The organism is Actinosynnema sp. NPDC002837, assembly GCF_040295345.1.
Taxonomy (GTDB): domain Bacteria; phylum Actinomycetota; class Actinomycetes; order Mycobacteriales; family Pseudonocardiaceae; genus Actinosynnema.
Genome location: NZ_JBEOVG010000045.1, coordinates 60,067 through 73,846 on the forward strand (window position 1 = coordinate 60,067; position 13,780 = coordinate 73,846).

Consider the following 13,780-nt stretch of genomic DNA (forward strand, 5'->3'; position numbering starts at 1 on the left):
CCGAAGGCCGCTCCCGGTGAACGGGAGCGGCCTTCGGCAGAACTGGAACTCAGAGACCCAGATCGGCCTCGAACGAACCTTCTTCCAGCCGGTTCTTCACGGTCGTGAGGAACCGACCGGCGTCCGCGCCGTCGACCAGCCGGTGGTCGTACGTCAGCGCCAGGTAGGCCATGGACCGGATGGCGATCGTGTCGTCACCGTTCTCGTCCGTGATCACCACCGGGCGCTTCTTGACCACGCCGACACCCAGGATGCCGACCTGCGGCTGCTGGATGATCGGGGTGTCGAACAGCGCGCCGTTGCTGCCCAGGTTGGTCAGCGAGAACGTGCCACCGGTCAGCTCGTCGGGCGTGAGCTTGTTGCCCCGCGCCCGCGCCGCCAGGTCGGCGATCTTGTGCGACAGGCCGGCCAGGTTGAGGTCGCCGGCGTTCGCGATGACCGCGTTCAGCAGGCCGCGCTCGGTGTCGATCGCGATACCCAGGTGCTCGGCACCGTGGTAGACGACCTCCTTCTTCTCCTCGTCGATCGACGCGTTCAGCACCGGGTGCTGCTTGAGCGCCTCGACCGCCGCCTTGGCGAAGAACGGCAGGAACGTCAGCTTCGTGCCCTCGCGCTGCTCGAACGCGGCCTTGGCCTTGTTCCGCAGCCGGGCGATCTTGGTGACGTCCACCTCGAACACCTGGGTCAGCTGCGCCGAGACCTGCAGCGACTCACGCGTGCGCTGGGCGACGATCTGCCGCAGCCGGGGCAGCTTCTGCACCGTGCCGCGCTTGCCGCTGGTGTCCGCCGGCGCGGAGGCGACCCGCTGGGCGGGGGCGGACGCCGCGGGCTTGGGCGCTTCCTGCTTCGGGGCCTTCTTGGCCTCGACCGCCGCCAGCACGTCCTGCTTGCGGATCCGGCCGCCGACACCCGTGCCCTTGAGCGTGGCGAGGTCGATGCCGTTCTCCGAGGCGAGCTTGCGCACCAGGGGCGTCACGTAGGGCGCACCGTTGGCCGACTCCTCCGCCGGCGCCTCCTGCTTGGGAGCAGGCGCTTCCTGCTTCGGCGCCGGGGCCTCCTGCTTCGGGGCTTCCTGCTGGGGAGCAGGGGCCTCCTGCTTGGGCGCGGGCGCTTCCTGCTTCGGGGCCTCCTGAGCAGGTGCCGGAGCGGGCTTGGGCGCTTCCTGCGCCGCGGGCGCGGGCGAACCCGAGCCGACCACCGCGAGCTGGCCGCCGACCTCGACGGTCTCGTCCTCACCCGCGGTGATCTCCAGCAACGTCCCCGCCACCGGGGACGGGATCTCGGTGTCGACCTTGTCGGTTGACACCTCCAGCAGCGGCTCGTCGACCTCGACCGAGTCGCCGACGGCCTTGAGCCAGCGGGTCACGGTGCCCTCGGTGACGCTCTCGCCCAACGCGGGCATGGTCACCGGGGTGCCCTCGGCCGAGCCACCACCGGCCGACGCCGGTGCCGACGCCTGAGGCGCGGACTGCGCTTCGGGCTCAGCGGCGGGCTCGGGTGCGGACTGCGGTTCGGGCTGCGCCTCCTCGGCCGGCGCGGCGGCTTCACCGGCGGTCGAGTCGGACGAGGACGAAGACGAGGCCCCGGGCTCCGAGCCGTCGCCGATGACGGCGAGCTCGGCGCCGACCTCGACGGTCTCGTCCTCCTGGGCGACGATCTTCTGGAGCACACCCGCCGCGGGCGACGGGATCTCGGTGTCGACCTTGTCGGTCGACACCTCCAGCAAGGGCTCGTCGACCTCGACGCGGTCACCCTCCTGCTTCAACCAGCGGGTGACCGTGCCCTCGGTGACGCTCTCGCCGAGTGCGGGCATTTGGACGGAGAAGGCCATCGTTCGCTGACTCCTCGTGCGTGGGTCGGGGATCGGCTGACTGGGGTGCGACGGTCAGCCGTGCACGTGCAGCGGCTTGCCGGCCAAGGCGAGGAAAGCCTCGCCGAGGGCTTCTGTCTGGGTCGGGTGGGCGTGGATCAGCGGAGCCACGTCCTCGGGGTAGGCCTCCCAGCTGTAGATGAGCTGGGCCTCACCGATCAGCTCGCCGACCCGCTCGCCGACCATGGTGACACCGACCACCGGGCCATCGGGCGCCTTGACGAGCTTGACGCCGCCGGCGGTCTTCAGGATCTGGCTCTTGCCGTTGCCCGCGAGGTCGTAGACGAACGTCTCGACGGAACCGTACTTCTCCTTGGCCGCCGCCTCGGAGAGGCCGACCGAGGCGACCTCGGGCTTGCAGTAGGTGACGCGCGGGATGCCCGCCTCGTCGATGACCTTGGGGTTCTGCCCGGCGATGTCCTCGGCGACGAAGATGCCCTGCTGGAAGCCGCGGTGCGCGAGCTGCAGGCCGGGCACGATGTCGCCGACGGCGTAGACGCCCGGGACGCTCGTGCGCAGCCGCTCGTCGGTGATCACGAAGCCGCGATCCACCGTGACGCCGGCCTCCTCGTAACCGAGGCCCGCCGTGTTGGGGCCGCGGCCGACGGCGACCAGCAGCAGGTCCGCGTCCAGCACGTCGCCGGACTCGAGCGTGACCGACACGCCCGACTCGTCCTGGGTGGCGCCGGTGAACTTCACGCCGGTCTTGAACTTGATGCCGCGCCGGCGGAACGCGCGCTCCAGCTGCTTGGACGCGTACTCGTCCTCGGCCGGGACCAGGCGGGGCAGCGCCTCCACGATGGTCACGTCCGCGCCGAAGGAGGCCCACACGCTGGCGAACTCGACGCCGATCACGCCGCCGCCGAGCACGACGACCTTCTCCGGGATGAAGTCCAGGTTGAGCGCCTGGTCGCTGGTGATGACCCGGCCGCCGATCTCCAGACCGGGCAGGCTGCGGGCGTACGAGCCGGTCGCCAGGACGACGTTCTTGCCGGTGTAGCGCTGACCGTCCACCTCGACGGTGTTCGGGCCGACGAACTTGCCCGTGCCCTCGACCATGGTCACCTTGTTGGCCTTGACCAGGCCCTGGAGGCCCTTGTAGAGCCGGCCGACCACGCCGTCCTTGTAGGAGTTGACGCCCGCGATGTCGATGCCCTCCAGCGAGGACTTCACGCCGAACTGGTCACCCTCGCGCGCGTTGTCCGCGACCTCCGCCGCGTGCAGCAGCGCCTTGGTCGGGATGCAGCCGCGGTGCAGGCACGTGCCCCCCAGCTTGTCCTTCTCGACCAGGATGACGGACAGGCCGAGCTCGGCCGCGCGGAACGCGCAGGCGTAGCCGCCCGAGCCGCCACCGAGGATCACAAGGTCGGCGGAGGTGTCGGTCACGGGTTCTCCCTGGAGAGCTTGATGCCTTACTCCGCGCGGGTGCGCGCGTGTAGTTGCCATCTTGTCACTACCGCGCGAACGGCCGCGACGCGGTGTCGGTCTTCGGGTGATTTGCCCCCACCTTCACACGCGCGCCGGCACCATGGTCGCCAGAGGTCCTTGCAGGAGGTGGCCCGGTGGGGCTGTTCGACCGTTTTCGCAGGAAGCAGCGCCCTGGCGTGCTGCGATCGGCCACGTCCACGGACACCGGCCACCTGGAGCAGTGGGCTGCCGCGCGCCGAGGCGTCGAGGCGTACGTCGAGCCGAAGACGACCGTGACGGAGACCACGGTCGTGCTCGTGGCGCACGACGGCGAGTGGACGCGTCGCCGGATCGACGGCACGGAAGGCGCCAAGCGGTTGGCCAAGAAGCTGGAGATCCCGATCTACGACGCGGGCATCGTGGGTTACCCGAAGCGGATGCGGGAGTACTCGCGGCGCAAGAACCAGGGGGCGTGACCCGTCCTCGGCGGGACCGTCTTCGGCGTGACTGTTCTGGGCGTGACCGTTCTGGGTGTGGCCGTGCTGGGTGTGACCGCGCTCAGGCCTGGCCGATCCCGTCCCACAACGTCCTGACCAGCGCGTCCACGTCCACCGGGTGGTCCGAGAAGAACCCCAGGAACGCCTGGTAGTGGCACGCGCCCAGCAGCAGGTCCGCCGCTGACCCCGGGTCGACCCCCGCCGGCAACCTCCCCAGCGCCCGCTCCGCCTCGAGGTACCGGGCCAGCGTCTGCGGCACGGTCCCCGGCCCGACCCCGTGCGCCTTCAACGCCTCGCGGTGCGCGGCCAGCAACGCGGGCTCGGAGAAGATCGACGCGGCGATCGGGAACGTCTCGACGTAGAACGCGACCGCCGCCCGCGCGATCCCGGCCAACGTCTCCCGCACGTCGTCGCGCCCCGCCTCCAACCCCGCCAGCAGCCCGGCCAGGTCGCTCGGCGCGCGTTCCCGCAGCACGGCCAGGAACAGCTCGGTCTTGTCCGCGAAGTGCTTGTACAGCGCCGCTTCCGAGAATCCCGCCGCCTTGGCGATCTCCTTGGTGGTCGCCCGCGCGAGCCCTTTGGTGCGCATGACGTGGGCCGCCGCGTCGAGCATGCGGTCGCGTGTGGTCATGTGGTTATCCTAGGGGTTAGTGAGTACTCACCAACCGTGAGAGGTGGAGCATGAGGATCACCGTTCTGGGAGCCAGCGGCGGCACCGGCACGAAGATCGTGGAGCTGGCCAGGGAGGCGGGTCACGAGGTCACGGCCATCGTGCGCACGCGCAACGGTCGCGACACCGTGGCCGACGTGATGGACCCCGACTCGATCGGGCCGCACGTGGCCGGTGCGGACGCCGTCGTCTCGGCGATCGGCACGCGCGCGGCGCGCAAGCCGACGTCCGTGCAGACCGACAGCACCAAGTCGGTGATCACCGCGATGAGGGCGCACGACGTGCGCCGGCTGCTCGTGGTCAGCAACAGCGGCATGGTGACCGACGGCGACGACCCGTTCAGCCGCTACCTGGTCAAGCCGACCCTGCGCCAGGTGCTCAAGCACCCGTGGGGTGACATGGCGCGGATGGAGGACGTCGTGCGCGCGAGCGGTCTGGAGTGGACGATCGTCCGCCCGCCGCAGCTGACCGACGGGCCGCGCACGGACGCGTTCCGGACCGCGGTGGACACCAACGTGCGCGGGGGCATGCGGGTGTCCCGGGCCGACCTGGCATCGCTGGTGCTGCGGTGCCTGGCCGACCCGGGGACCGTGCGCAAAGCGATCAGCGTGGCGAACTGAAGGTCGGTGCGACCGACTAGAGACTGGTGCGACCGACCAGAGACTGGTGCGATCGACCGGAGGCCGGTGCGACCAGCCGGAGAGCGGCGGACGAACCGGAGGTCGGCCGCCGCTCTCCGCCAGCTACCCGTTCGCCGCGATGTCCGCCAGCACCGCCGCCATGGTGCGCACCGGGACGCCGGTGCCGCCCTTGGTGGTGTACCCGTACGGACCGCCGGTGTGGAACGACGGACCGGCCACGTCGATGTGCGCCCAGGTCACGCCCTCGGCCACGAACTCGCGCAGGAACACGCCCGCGGTGAGCATGCCGCCGAACCGGTGCCCGGCCACGTTCGCGATGTCGGCCACCTTCGAGTCGAGGTCACCGCGCAGCTCGTCCGGCAGCGGCATGGCCCACGCCTGCTCGCCGACCGCCCGTCCGATCGCGGCCACGCGGTCGCGGAACTCCTCGGTGCCCATGACGCCGGCGGTCCGCTTGCCGAGCGCCACGACCTGCGCGCCGGTCAGCGTGGACGTCTCGATCAGGTAGTCCGGCGCGTCCTCGCAGGCGCGCACGATCGCGTCGGACAGGATCAGCCTGCCCTCGGCGTCGGTGTTGAGCACCTCGACGGTCTTGCCGCCGTACATGGTCAGCACGTCGCCGGGCCGGTAGGCGGTGCCCGACGGCATGTTCTCGGCCATCGGCGCCCAGGCCGTGACCTCCAGCGGGTACTTCAGCTTCGCGGCCAGCACGACGGTCGCGATCACGGCCGCCGCGCCGCCCATGTCCGAGGTCATCTCGTCCATGCCCGCCGCCGGCTTGATCGAGATGCCGCCGGTGTCGAACGTGATGCCCTTGCCGACCAGCGCGACCTTCTTGCCCGCCTTCGGGCCGCGGTAGGTGATGCGCACCAGGCGCGGGGGACGGCTGGAGCCGCCGCCGACGCCGAGGATGCCGCCGAAGCCCTGCTTGCGCAGCGCCTTCTCGTCCAGGACCTCGACCTCGAGCCCCTCGGCCTTGGCCAGGGCGGCGGCCCGGTCCGCGAACGACGCCGGGAACAGGTCGTTCGGCGGGGTGTTGACGAAGTCGCGGGTCGCGGTGACGGCCTCGGCGATCGCGGTGGACGCCTTGAGCGTCGCGCGGTGCGCCCGGATGTTGCCCTCGGCGGGCGCGACGAGGTCGACGCGCGCGACCGGGCCGTCGCCCTTGTTCGACTTGTACTCGGTGAACGAGTACGCGCCCAGCACGGTGCCCTCGACGGCGGGGCCGAGGTGCAGGGCGGACAGCGTGGTGACGGCGCGCTTGCGGCCGGACAGCGCGCGGGCGGCGGCGCCGGACGCGCGGCGCACCTGGTCCTCCGTGACCGAGCCGTCGTCGGCGGTCTTGCCCAGCCCGACGGCGAGCACGACGCGGGCGGCGAGCTTGCCGAGCGTCGGCACGGTGACGACCTCGTCGGCCTTGCCGCTCGCGCCCACGGAGTCGAGCACGTCCAGCAGCGTGCCGTCGAACGCGGCGTTCACCGCCTCCGACCCGGCCGCGAGGGCGAGACCGTCCGGTCCCTGGACTGTGCCCACCACAACGGCGTCGGCGGTGGTGCTGCTCGGGTCACTGTCGGTGATGGCCAGCTTGGGCGCGGTCACTGCGGCTCCTTGACGGGGTCCTCCCGGCACTTTCTGGTCGTGCGGCGGGATGGGGTGGATCGTGACGAATGCTAAAGGTCCCGTTAACACTCATGAGCGCCGCACCTTCGATCGCAAGGAGTAACAATTAACACGAACGGGGGTCAACCGTGCGGGCGTTAGTGGTCACCTGGTCGATATGGGACCGTGTACCGGTGACGATCACGCCCCGTGCCGGGGCCGTGGCGCTCGCTCTCGGCGCGACGCTGGGGGCCGGTGTTTTCACCGGTTTCGCCCCTGCCGCGGCCGTTGCGGGTCCGTGGTTCCTCCCCGGTCTGGTTTTAGCCGCGGTGACCGCGTTGTGCTGCGCGTTCTCGACCGCCGATCAGCACCGGGCGTACCCGGACGCACCCGGTGGGTACGCCTACATCCGCAACCAGCTCGGCCCCTGGCCCGCGCGCATCGGGGCCAGCGCCCACCTGGTCGGCAGAGCGGGGATGGCGGCGGCGTTGGCCGGGATGTTCGGGGCGTACGTGGTCCCGGAGCACCGGGAGCTGGCGGCCGTGGGGTTGATCGCGGTGACGGCCGCACTGGGTGCGGCCGGGGTTCGGTGGAGCACCGGGCTGAGCGTGGCGGCGGTGGCGGTCGTGCTCGGCGTGCTGGTGCTGGTGGTGCTGGTGTGCTTCTCGGTGGCGCCGCCGGAGAACCCCTTCGGGCTCGGGGACGTGCCCGCCGAGGCCGGGTTCGACGGGGTGATGGGCGCGTCGATGCTGTTGTTCGCGGCGTTCGTCGGGTTCGAGCGCGTCACCGCTCCTCGACGCGGTGACCAGGAGTTCTCCGCCCGGGTGCTGCACTTCGCGGTGCCGGTGGCGATCGGTGTGGTGCTCGTGGTCGGCGGCGCGGTCGGCGCGGCGGTGCTGCGGCAGCTCGGGTCGGCGCGGTTGGCGTTGTCGCCCGCGCCGCTGCGGGACGCGTTGATCGTGGCCGACGGGCGGTGGCTGCTGCCCGTGCTCGCGGTCGGGGCGGGGGTCGCGGCGGTGTCGTCGCTGTTCTTCGTGCTCGGGTCGGCGCGGCGGACGCTGGTCGGGTTGACCGAGACGGGTGATCTGCCGGCGATCCGGGCGGGCTGGCCGTTGGAGGTGGTCGGAGCGGCGCTGGCGGTCGGCGCGGTGGTGGCGTTGCCGCCGGCCACGGCGTTGGCGGTGGGCGCGTGCGGCACGGCGTTCTACTACGGCTTCACGAACGCGTCGGCGCGGGTGCTGCTGCAGGAGGACCGGACGTGGCCGATGCGCACGGCGTGCCTGGGGTTGGGGCTGTCGGTGCTGCTGGCGATGAGCGCGCCCGCCGAGGCGTTGGTGATCACCGGGGTGGCGCTCGCGCTGGGTACCGGGTTGCTCGCGCTGGGTCGTGCGCGGCAGGCGGTCGGTTGAGGGTCGGCCCGCCTCTTTTGGATGGTCGGATGTCCGAGCGTCGGGACAGCGATTTTCTGACGTAGAAGTGGCGGCTATCGTGCTGTCATGACGACCGCGTTGCCTTTCACCCGGACCCCCAACCCGCAGCCGGCGACCCCGGAGCGCGTTGCGGAGGTACTTGCCAGGCCGGGCTTCGGGCAGCACTTCACCGACCACATGGTGACGATCCGCTGGAACCAGGAGCAGGGCTGGCACGACGCCGTCGTCGAGCCCTACCACTCGCTGGAGCTGGACCCGGCGGCCATGGTGCTGCACTACGGCCAGGCGATCTTCGAAGGGCTCAAGGCCTACCGCCAGCCCGACGGGTCGATCGCGTCCTTCCGCCCCTCGGCCAACGCCGAGCGCTTCCGCGCGTCGGCGCGCCGGTTGGCGATGCCCGAGCTGCCCGACGAGCTGTTCCTGGAGTCGATCCGGGAGTTGCTGGCCGTGGACGAGCGGTGGGTGCCCGCGATCCCCGAGGAGTCGCTGTACCTGCGACCGTTCATGTTCTCGACGGAGAAGGGCCTGGGCGTGCGGCCGGCGAAGGAGTACGTGTACGTGCTCATCGCGTCGCCCGCCGGGTCGTACTTCGCGGGCGGGCTGAAGCCGGTGACGGTGTGGTTGTCGACGGAGTACGTGCGCGCGGCGCCCGGCGGGACCGGTGCGGCCAAGTTCGCGGGCAACTACGCGGCGTCGTTGGTGGCGCAGGCGCAGGCCGCCGAGCAGGGGTGCGACCAGGTCGTGTGGCTCGACGCGGTGGAGCGGCGGTGGGTCGAGGAGATGGGTGGGATGAACCTGTTCTTCGTCCTGGGTGCCGGGGAGGACGCGCGGGTGGTGACGCCGGAGCTGTCCGGTGCGTTGTTGCCGGGGATCACGCGCGACTCGTTGCTGCGGTTGGCCGCCGATTTCGGTCATGCGGTGGAGGAGCGGCGGATTTCCACCGAGGAGTGGGAGAAGAAGGCCGAGTCCGGTGAGCTGACCGAGGTGTTCGCTTGCGGGACGGCGGCGGTGATCACGCCGGTGGGGCACGTGAAGCACGCGGGTGGTGAGTTCTCGGTTTCCGGTGGGGTTACCGGGGATGTGACGATGAAGCTGCGCAACCACTTGACGGGGATTCAGCAGGGGCTCGTGGCTGATCCTCATGGGTGGATGGTGAAGATTGATTAGGGCTGCGGTCGGGCGCGGGTCGAGTTGGGAGAGCGGCTCGGTGGCTGAGGCCGGCTCGATTTGACATGGGGCCCCTTACGGGCACTCCAGGCAGGCCAAAGCCGGGCAGGCCTGGCGGGAAAAGCGTCCGCCAAGCCTGCCCGGCTTCGACCAGCCTAAAGCACCCGAACCCCATGTAAAATCGGGCCTTTGTGGGTATTCGGGCCTCGGTGGGTGTTCCGGTTAGTTGTTGAGTTAGTTGAGAGAGTTGATGGCGAGGACGGTCAAGGTGGCCGTTTCGCAGGCTGCGCCCAGGACGTCGCCGGTGATTCCGCCGAATCGTTTGCTGGTGTGGTGGATCAGCAGGAGGGTCAGGGCGGCGGCGAGGGCGATTGAGAGCGGGCCCTGCCAGGGGTGGATGAAGAAGCTTGCTGTCGCGAGGGCGGTCCACCAGGTGATGGCGGTCCAGGTTGGTTGGGTGCCGGCTACCAGTGCGCCCAGGCCTTCGGGGCGGGCGGCGGGGATGCCGTGGCGGCAGCAGAGGATGAATGCGGCGCGGCCCGTGGTCAGGGCGAGGAGGACGGCGCCCCATTCGACGGTCGGGAAGGCGGCGGCTTCCGCGCCCAGGACGACGATCAGTGCGACTACGGCGAACGGGCCCGCGCCGCCGTCTTTCATCACGGCCAGGGCGCGTTCAGGGGGGCCGTAGCAGCCGAGGCCGTCGGCGGTGTCGGCCAGGCCGTCCAGGTGCATTCCGCGGGTGGCCAGGGCGAGGAAGCCGACGGTCAGGAAGCCGGCGACGAGGTCGGGTAGCGGGAGGAGGAGCAGGGCTGTGGCTGCTCCTCCCAGCAGCAGGCCGACGAACGGGGCGAAGGCGATGGCACGTCGTGCTGCCCGCGCGTCGACCTCGTTGGAGCCGACGCGGACGGGCAGGACGGTCAGCCACGACAACGCCAGGCGCATCAGGCGGGTCCGGAGACGCCCGCGCTGTCGAACGTCGCCATCTCGGCCAGGATCCTGGTGGCCATCACGACCAGGGGGAGGGCCGCGACGGCGCCGGAGCCCTCGCCCAGGCGCATCTCGAACTCCAGCAACGGCTCCAGGCTGAGGTGGCCGAGGGCCAGGGCGTGCGCGGGCTCGACCGAGCGGTGGCCGGCGACCCACCAGTCACGGGCGCCGGGTGCCAGTTCTTCGGCGACCACGGCGGCCGCGCCGACGACCACGCCGTCGAGGATGACGGGGGTCTTGCGGACCGCGGCCTGGGCGAGGAAGCCGGCCGTGGCGGCGATGTCCGCGCCGGAGGAGGCGGCGAGCAGGGCCACCGGGTCGTTGATCACCGGGCGGGCGCGGCGGAGGGCGTCGCGGATCGCGGCCGTCTTGCGCATCCAGCCGTGGTCGTCGACGCCGGTTCCCCGGCCCACCACGGCCACGGGTTCGGAGCCGGTGAGGGCGGCGATGAGGACCGCGGCGGGGGTGGTGTTGCCGATGCCCATGTCGCCGGCGATGAGCAGGTCCGCGCCGCCGTCGACCTCGTCGTCCACGAGCTTGCGGCCGATCTCGACGGCTCGCTCGGCCTCTTCGAGGGTCAGGGCGTCCTCGCGGTCGATGGAGCCGGAGCCGCGGCGGACCTTGAGGTCGCCGACGGCGGTCTCGGAGTCGACGGCCAGGTCGACCACGCGGACGGTCGCGCCCGCGACGTTGGCCAGCACGTTCACCGCCGCGCCGCCGGCCAGGAAGTTCGCGACCATCTGGCCGGTGACCTCGGGCGGGTAGGCGGAGACGCCGTGCTGGGCGACGCCGTGGTCGCCCGCGAAGACGATCACGCGGGGCCGGGTGAAGGGCTTGGGCGGGCACTCGCCCTGGCAGGCGGCGACCCAGGCGCCGAGCTCCTCCAGCCTGCCCAAAGAGCCGACGGGCTTGGTGAGCACGGCGTGCCTGGCCAACGCCTCGGCCCGCACGTCCGCGCTGGGCGGCTCGACGGACGGGAACTCGATGGTCACCGACTACCTCCGGGTTCGCGCAGTCGCAGGGGGATTCCGGCGACGACCAGCAGGACCTCGTCGCACACCTCGGCCAGCCGCGCGTTGAGCGAACCGAGGTGATCGCGGAAGAGCCTGCCAGAGTGCGTGCTGGGCACGACGCCGAGGCCGACCTCCGCGGAGACGAGGACCAACCGGGCGCGGGTGCTGGCGACCGCGTGGACCAGTGCCGAGCACTCCTGCTCGACCACGCCCATGCCGTGGCCCTCCCAGGCGCCGGCGTCGTCCAGCACGCCGTTGAGCCAGGTGGCCACGTCGTCCACCAGGATCGGCGGGTCGGCCTCGCTGGTGGCGGTAAGCAGGGCGATCAGGTCGCTCGGCGCCGGCGCTTCCACCGTCGTCCAGGTGGCGGGGCGGCGGGCCACGTGCTGGGCGATCCGCAGCTCCCAGTCGGCGTCGTCGGGGTAGCGGCGGGCGGTGGCGACGTAGGTGACCACGTCCTCGGTGAGGAGTCCCTCGGCGTGCGCGGACTTGCCCGAACGCGCGCCGCCCAGCACCAGTGTCCGACGCGTCACACCGCACTCCAACCGTTTCAGGAGGACATAGCCTGACCGGGAACGTTACCCGCACGGCACATCGTGAGGAGGTTCGTCATGGAGTACCGGTGGCGGTACCAGGACGAGCAGGGGCACGAGATCGACGGGCCGCCGCTGGCCTTCCCCGATCAGACCGCCGCGGAGGACTGGTTCAGCTCCACGTGGGCCGAGCTGCGGGAGGCGGGGGTCGCGCAGGTGACGTTGCTGCGCAGCGAGTCGGAGGTCTACGGGCCGATGTCCCTCGCGCCGGCAGAGTGACGCGCGGTCGGGGTTCGCGGCCGTAGTGCGGCGGCGGCCGCGGACCGGACGGCCGGGTGCGGGTCGCGCAGAGCGGCTGCGAGGCGGTCGGGCAGGTCGGGCGGAGCGGTGCGGCCCAGGGCGGTGGCGGCGTTGGCGCGCACCCGCGGTCGGGGGTCGGTCAGGGCGTCCGTCAGCGGTGCGACGGCTTCGGTGATCGCCATCCGACCCAGTCCGGCGGCGGCGCGGGCGCGGACCAGTTCGTCCTCGTCCTTCAGGGCCCTGGTCAGCAGGTGGGAATCGCGTGCGTCGGCGCGTTGCCCCACCACCCAGACAGCGGCGCGACGGGCCAGGGGGTCCTCGTGCCACGTGGGCAGAGGGGTCCGTGCGCCGGTCCGCACGAGGGCTCGTCCGGCGAGCTTGCGGGCGCGCCGGTCGGTCGTCCGCAGCAGGACGTCCACCAAGGTGCGTGCGACCCGGGGATCGGCCAGCCGCACGAGTCCCGTGAGCGCGACGCGGACGTGCCGTCCGTCGCACGCCGCCGCCAGCCGACCGACGGCGCGCTGATCACCGTGCTCGGCCAGCACCCGGATGGCGCGTTCGCGGACGGCCGGGTCGCCGTCGTCGGTGGCGGCGAGGGCCGCGGGGACGACCAGCGGACCGCCGATGCGCGACAAGGCCAGCAGGGCGGCCTCGCGCACGAACGCCTGCCCGTGGTCGAGCACCGGTCGGATGGCGGGCGCCGCCCGGTCCGACCCGATCTTGCCCAGCGCCTCCAGCACGGCGGTCGTCTGCGTGATGTCGTTCGTGCGCAGCGCGTCGATGAGCGGGCTGGTCGCGTCCGCGACGCGGAGGTGGCCGAGGGCGAACGCGACCGCGCCCAGGCCCGTGCTGCGGGACCGCAGGTGCTCGATCAGCGCGGGGGCGACGCCGAGGTCGCCGGCACGAGCGAGCGTGTGCGCGATGTCGTGCACCCCGCCGTGATCCGCGTGCGCCAACGCGTCGGCCAGGATGGCGAGCCGCCGGGGGTGCCCGGACTCGGCGATGCGCCGCGCGGCGAACCGGCGCGCCCAGGCCCACGGCGGGCCGGCCCGGCCCGCCAGCTCGACCAGTCGGTCGAAGACCTCCGCCACGGTCTCCGCGGTCAGGCCGCGCACGGCGGACGTGACCAGGAGCGGGTCGGGATCGGACAGCGCGTCCACCATGATCGTCTGGTGGGCGGGGTCGCGGCCCGCGGCGAGGGCGCTGAGCGCGATCACGCGGACCGACTTGGTCGGGTGCGCCGTCAGCGCCACCAACCAGCGGCTCCCGGCCGGGTCCGAGAGCAGTGCCCGGTCGTGGGCGTGCTCGTAGAGCTCCCGGTACGCCGCGGTGTGGGGCGCCGACGTCGCGTCGAGCGCGACCAGCCGTGCCACGAGGACGTCACCGGGTCGCCGGTCGCTCGGTTCGCGCACGGCCTCCAGCGAACGGGCGGGCCGGTGAGTTCCCGGTGAACCGCCGCGAAGCCCCGCCCGGGTCGTCTTGAGTTCTAGGGATCGTCGCAACACCGCGAGTGTTCGGGGACGCGATGGACTTCCAGATCCGGGCCGACAGGACGGCGCAGGGGCGCAGGGAGCTCACCCGTGAACGTGAGGCCTACTTTGCGCTCATGGATCAAGGGCTGGGCAACGGCGAGGCATGTCGCCGTGTCGGAGTGCATCCGAGAACC

The 13,780-nt window shown here is 71.9% G+C and carries 13 protein-coding genes; 5 read left to right on the forward strand and 8 right to left on the reverse strand.

Annotated elements, in window-relative coordinates:
* Positions 1 to 49: 49 nt before the first annotated feature.
* Positions 50 to 1,831, reverse strand: coding sequence for a 2-oxoglutarate dehydrogenase, E2 component, dihydrolipoamide succinyltransferase (sucB, locus tag ABTZ99_RS26885; protein WP_499615011.1), 1,782 nt, complete (start codon positions 1,829 to 1,831; stop codon positions 50 to 52).
* Positions 1,832 to 1,885: 54 nt separating this feature from the next.
* On the reverse strand, positions 1,886 to 3,256 hold the full coding sequence (gene lpdA, locus ABTZ99_RS26890; protein WP_499615013.1) for a dihydrolipoyl dehydrogenase: 1,371 nt from the start codon (positions 3,254 to 3,256) through the stop codon (positions 1,886 to 1,888).
* A 176-nt stretch (positions 3,257 to 3,432) separates the two neighbouring features.
* Between lpdA and ABTZ99_RS26895 the strand changes: the two genes are divergently transcribed.
* Positions 3,433 to 3,753, forward strand: a complete 321-nt coding sequence (locus ABTZ99_RS26895; RefSeq protein WP_230566773.1) for an oxidoreductase — start codon at positions 3,433 to 3,435, stop codon at positions 3,751 to 3,753.
* A gap of 82 nt (positions 3,754 to 3,835) precedes the next feature.
* Here ABTZ99_RS26895 and ABTZ99_RS26900 read toward each other — a convergent pair whose 3' ends face one another.
* Positions 3,836 to 4,405: a TetR/AcrR family transcriptional regulator gene (locus tag ABTZ99_RS26900; RefSeq protein ID WP_498773582.1), complete on the reverse strand. Its 570-nt coding sequence runs from the start codon at positions 4,403 to 4,405 to the stop codon at positions 3,836 to 3,838.
* Positions 4,406 to 4,455: 50 nt separating this feature from the next.
* On the opposite strand from ABTZ99_RS26900, the gene ABTZ99_RS26905 reads away from it, so the two are divergent.
* Entirely contained in the window at positions 4,456 to 5,064 is a 609-nt protein-coding gene (locus tag ABTZ99_RS26905) for an NAD(P)-dependent oxidoreductase (RefSeq protein WP_499615016.1), read from the forward strand.
* A gap of 123 nt (positions 5,065 to 5,187) precedes the next feature.
* Here ABTZ99_RS26905 and ABTZ99_RS26910 read toward each other — a convergent pair whose 3' ends face one another.
* Positions 5,188 to 6,684 carry a leucyl aminopeptidase gene (locus ABTZ99_RS26910; protein ID WP_499615018.1) on the reverse strand — a complete coding sequence of 499 codons (1,497 nt, stop codon included), beginning with the start codon at positions 6,682 to 6,684 and terminating at the stop codon, positions 5,188 to 5,190.
* A 194-nt stretch (positions 6,685 to 6,878) separates the two neighbouring features.
* Here ABTZ99_RS26910 and ABTZ99_RS26915 point away from each other — a divergent pair, with 194 nt between their 5' ends.
* Both ABTZ99_RS26915 and ABTZ99_RS26920 read left to right on the forward strand, forming a co-directional pair.
* The gene (locus ABTZ99_RS26915) at positions 6,879 to 8,093 is read left to right on the forward strand and encodes an amino acid permease (protein ID WP_499615021.1); all 1,215 of its coding nucleotides are present in this window, start codon (positions 6,879 to 6,881) and stop codon (positions 8,091 to 8,093) included.
* 87 nt (positions 8,094 to 8,180) lie between these two features.
* Positions 8,181 to 9,281 carry a branched-chain amino acid aminotransferase gene (locus ABTZ99_RS26920; RefSeq protein WP_498773588.1) on the forward strand — a complete coding sequence of 367 codons (1,101 nt, stop codon included), beginning with the start codon at positions 8,181 to 8,183 and terminating at the stop codon, positions 9,279 to 9,281.
* Positions 9,282 to 9,515: 234 nt separating this feature from the next.
* Here the strand turns inward: ABTZ99_RS26920 and ABTZ99_RS26925 are convergent, their stop codons facing one another.
* Genes ABTZ99_RS26925 through cobU form a run of 3 tightly spaced genes read right to left on the reverse strand, consistent with a single transcriptional unit; the run spans position 9,516 to position 11,814 of the window.
* Positions 9,516 to 10,223, reverse strand: a complete 708-nt coding sequence (locus ABTZ99_RS26925; protein ID WP_498773590.1) for an adenosylcobinamide-GDP ribazoletransferase — start codon at positions 10,221 to 10,223, stop codon at positions 9,516 to 9,518.
* Positions 10,223 to 11,260, reverse strand: coding sequence for a nicotinate-nucleotide--dimethylbenzimidazole phosphoribosyltransferase (gene cobT, locus ABTZ99_RS26930; protein WP_498773592.1), 1,038 nt, complete (start codon positions 11,258 to 11,260; stop codon positions 10,223 to 10,225). The genes ABTZ99_RS26925 and cobT overlap by 1 nt, the downstream gene beginning before the upstream one ends.
* Positions 11,257 to 11,814 (reverse strand): bifunctional adenosylcobinamide kinase/adenosylcobinamide-phosphate guanylyltransferase, encoded by a 558-nt coding sequence (gene cobU / locus ABTZ99_RS26935; RefSeq protein ID WP_498773594.1) that lies wholly within the window; start codon positions 11,812 to 11,814, stop codon positions 11,257 to 11,259. The genes cobT and cobU overlap by 4 nt, the downstream gene beginning before the upstream one ends.
* A 78-nt stretch (positions 11,815 to 11,892) precedes the next feature.
* Between cobU and ABTZ99_RS26940 the strand changes: the two genes are divergently transcribed.
* On the forward strand, positions 11,893 to 12,093 hold the full coding sequence (locus ABTZ99_RS26940) for a hypothetical protein (RefSeq protein WP_498773596.1): 201 nt from the start codon (positions 11,893 to 11,895) through the stop codon (positions 12,091 to 12,093).
* Here the strand turns inward: ABTZ99_RS26940 and ABTZ99_RS26945 are convergent.
* Positions 12,060 to 13,526: a HEAT repeat domain-containing protein gene (locus ABTZ99_RS26945; protein WP_499615025.1), complete on the reverse strand. Its 1,467-nt coding sequence runs from the start codon at positions 13,524 to 13,526 to the stop codon at positions 12,060 to 12,062. The two genes, ABTZ99_RS26940 and ABTZ99_RS26945, sit on opposite strands and share 34 nt — an antisense overlap.
* Positions 13,527 to 13,780 lie beyond the last annotated feature (254 nt).

Coding starts and splice junctions, on each gene's coding strand:
- ABTZ99_RS26905 (WP_499615016.1), top strand. CDS start 4,456: ATGAGGATCACCGTTCTGGGAGCCAGCGGCGGCACCGGCACGAAGATC.
- ABTZ99_RS26920 (WP_498773588.1), top strand. CDS start 8,181: ATGACGACCGCGTTGCCTTTCACCCGGACCCCCAACCCGCAGCCGGCG.
- ABTZ99_RS26900 (WP_498773582.1), bottom strand. CDS start 4,405: ATGACCACACGCGACCGCATGCTCGACGCGGCGGCCCACGTCATGCGC.
- sucB (WP_499615011.1), bottom strand. CDS start 1,831: ATGGCCTTCTCCGTCCAAATGCCCGCACTCGGCGAGAGCGTCACCGAG.
- ABTZ99_RS26925 (WP_498773590.1), bottom strand. CDS start 10,223: ATGCGCCTGGCGTTGTCGTGGCTGACCGTCCTGCCCGTCCGCGTCGGC.
- ABTZ99_RS26940 (WP_498773596.1), top strand. CDS start 11,893: ATGGAGTACCGGTGGCGGTACCAGGACGAGCAGGGGCACGAGATCGAC.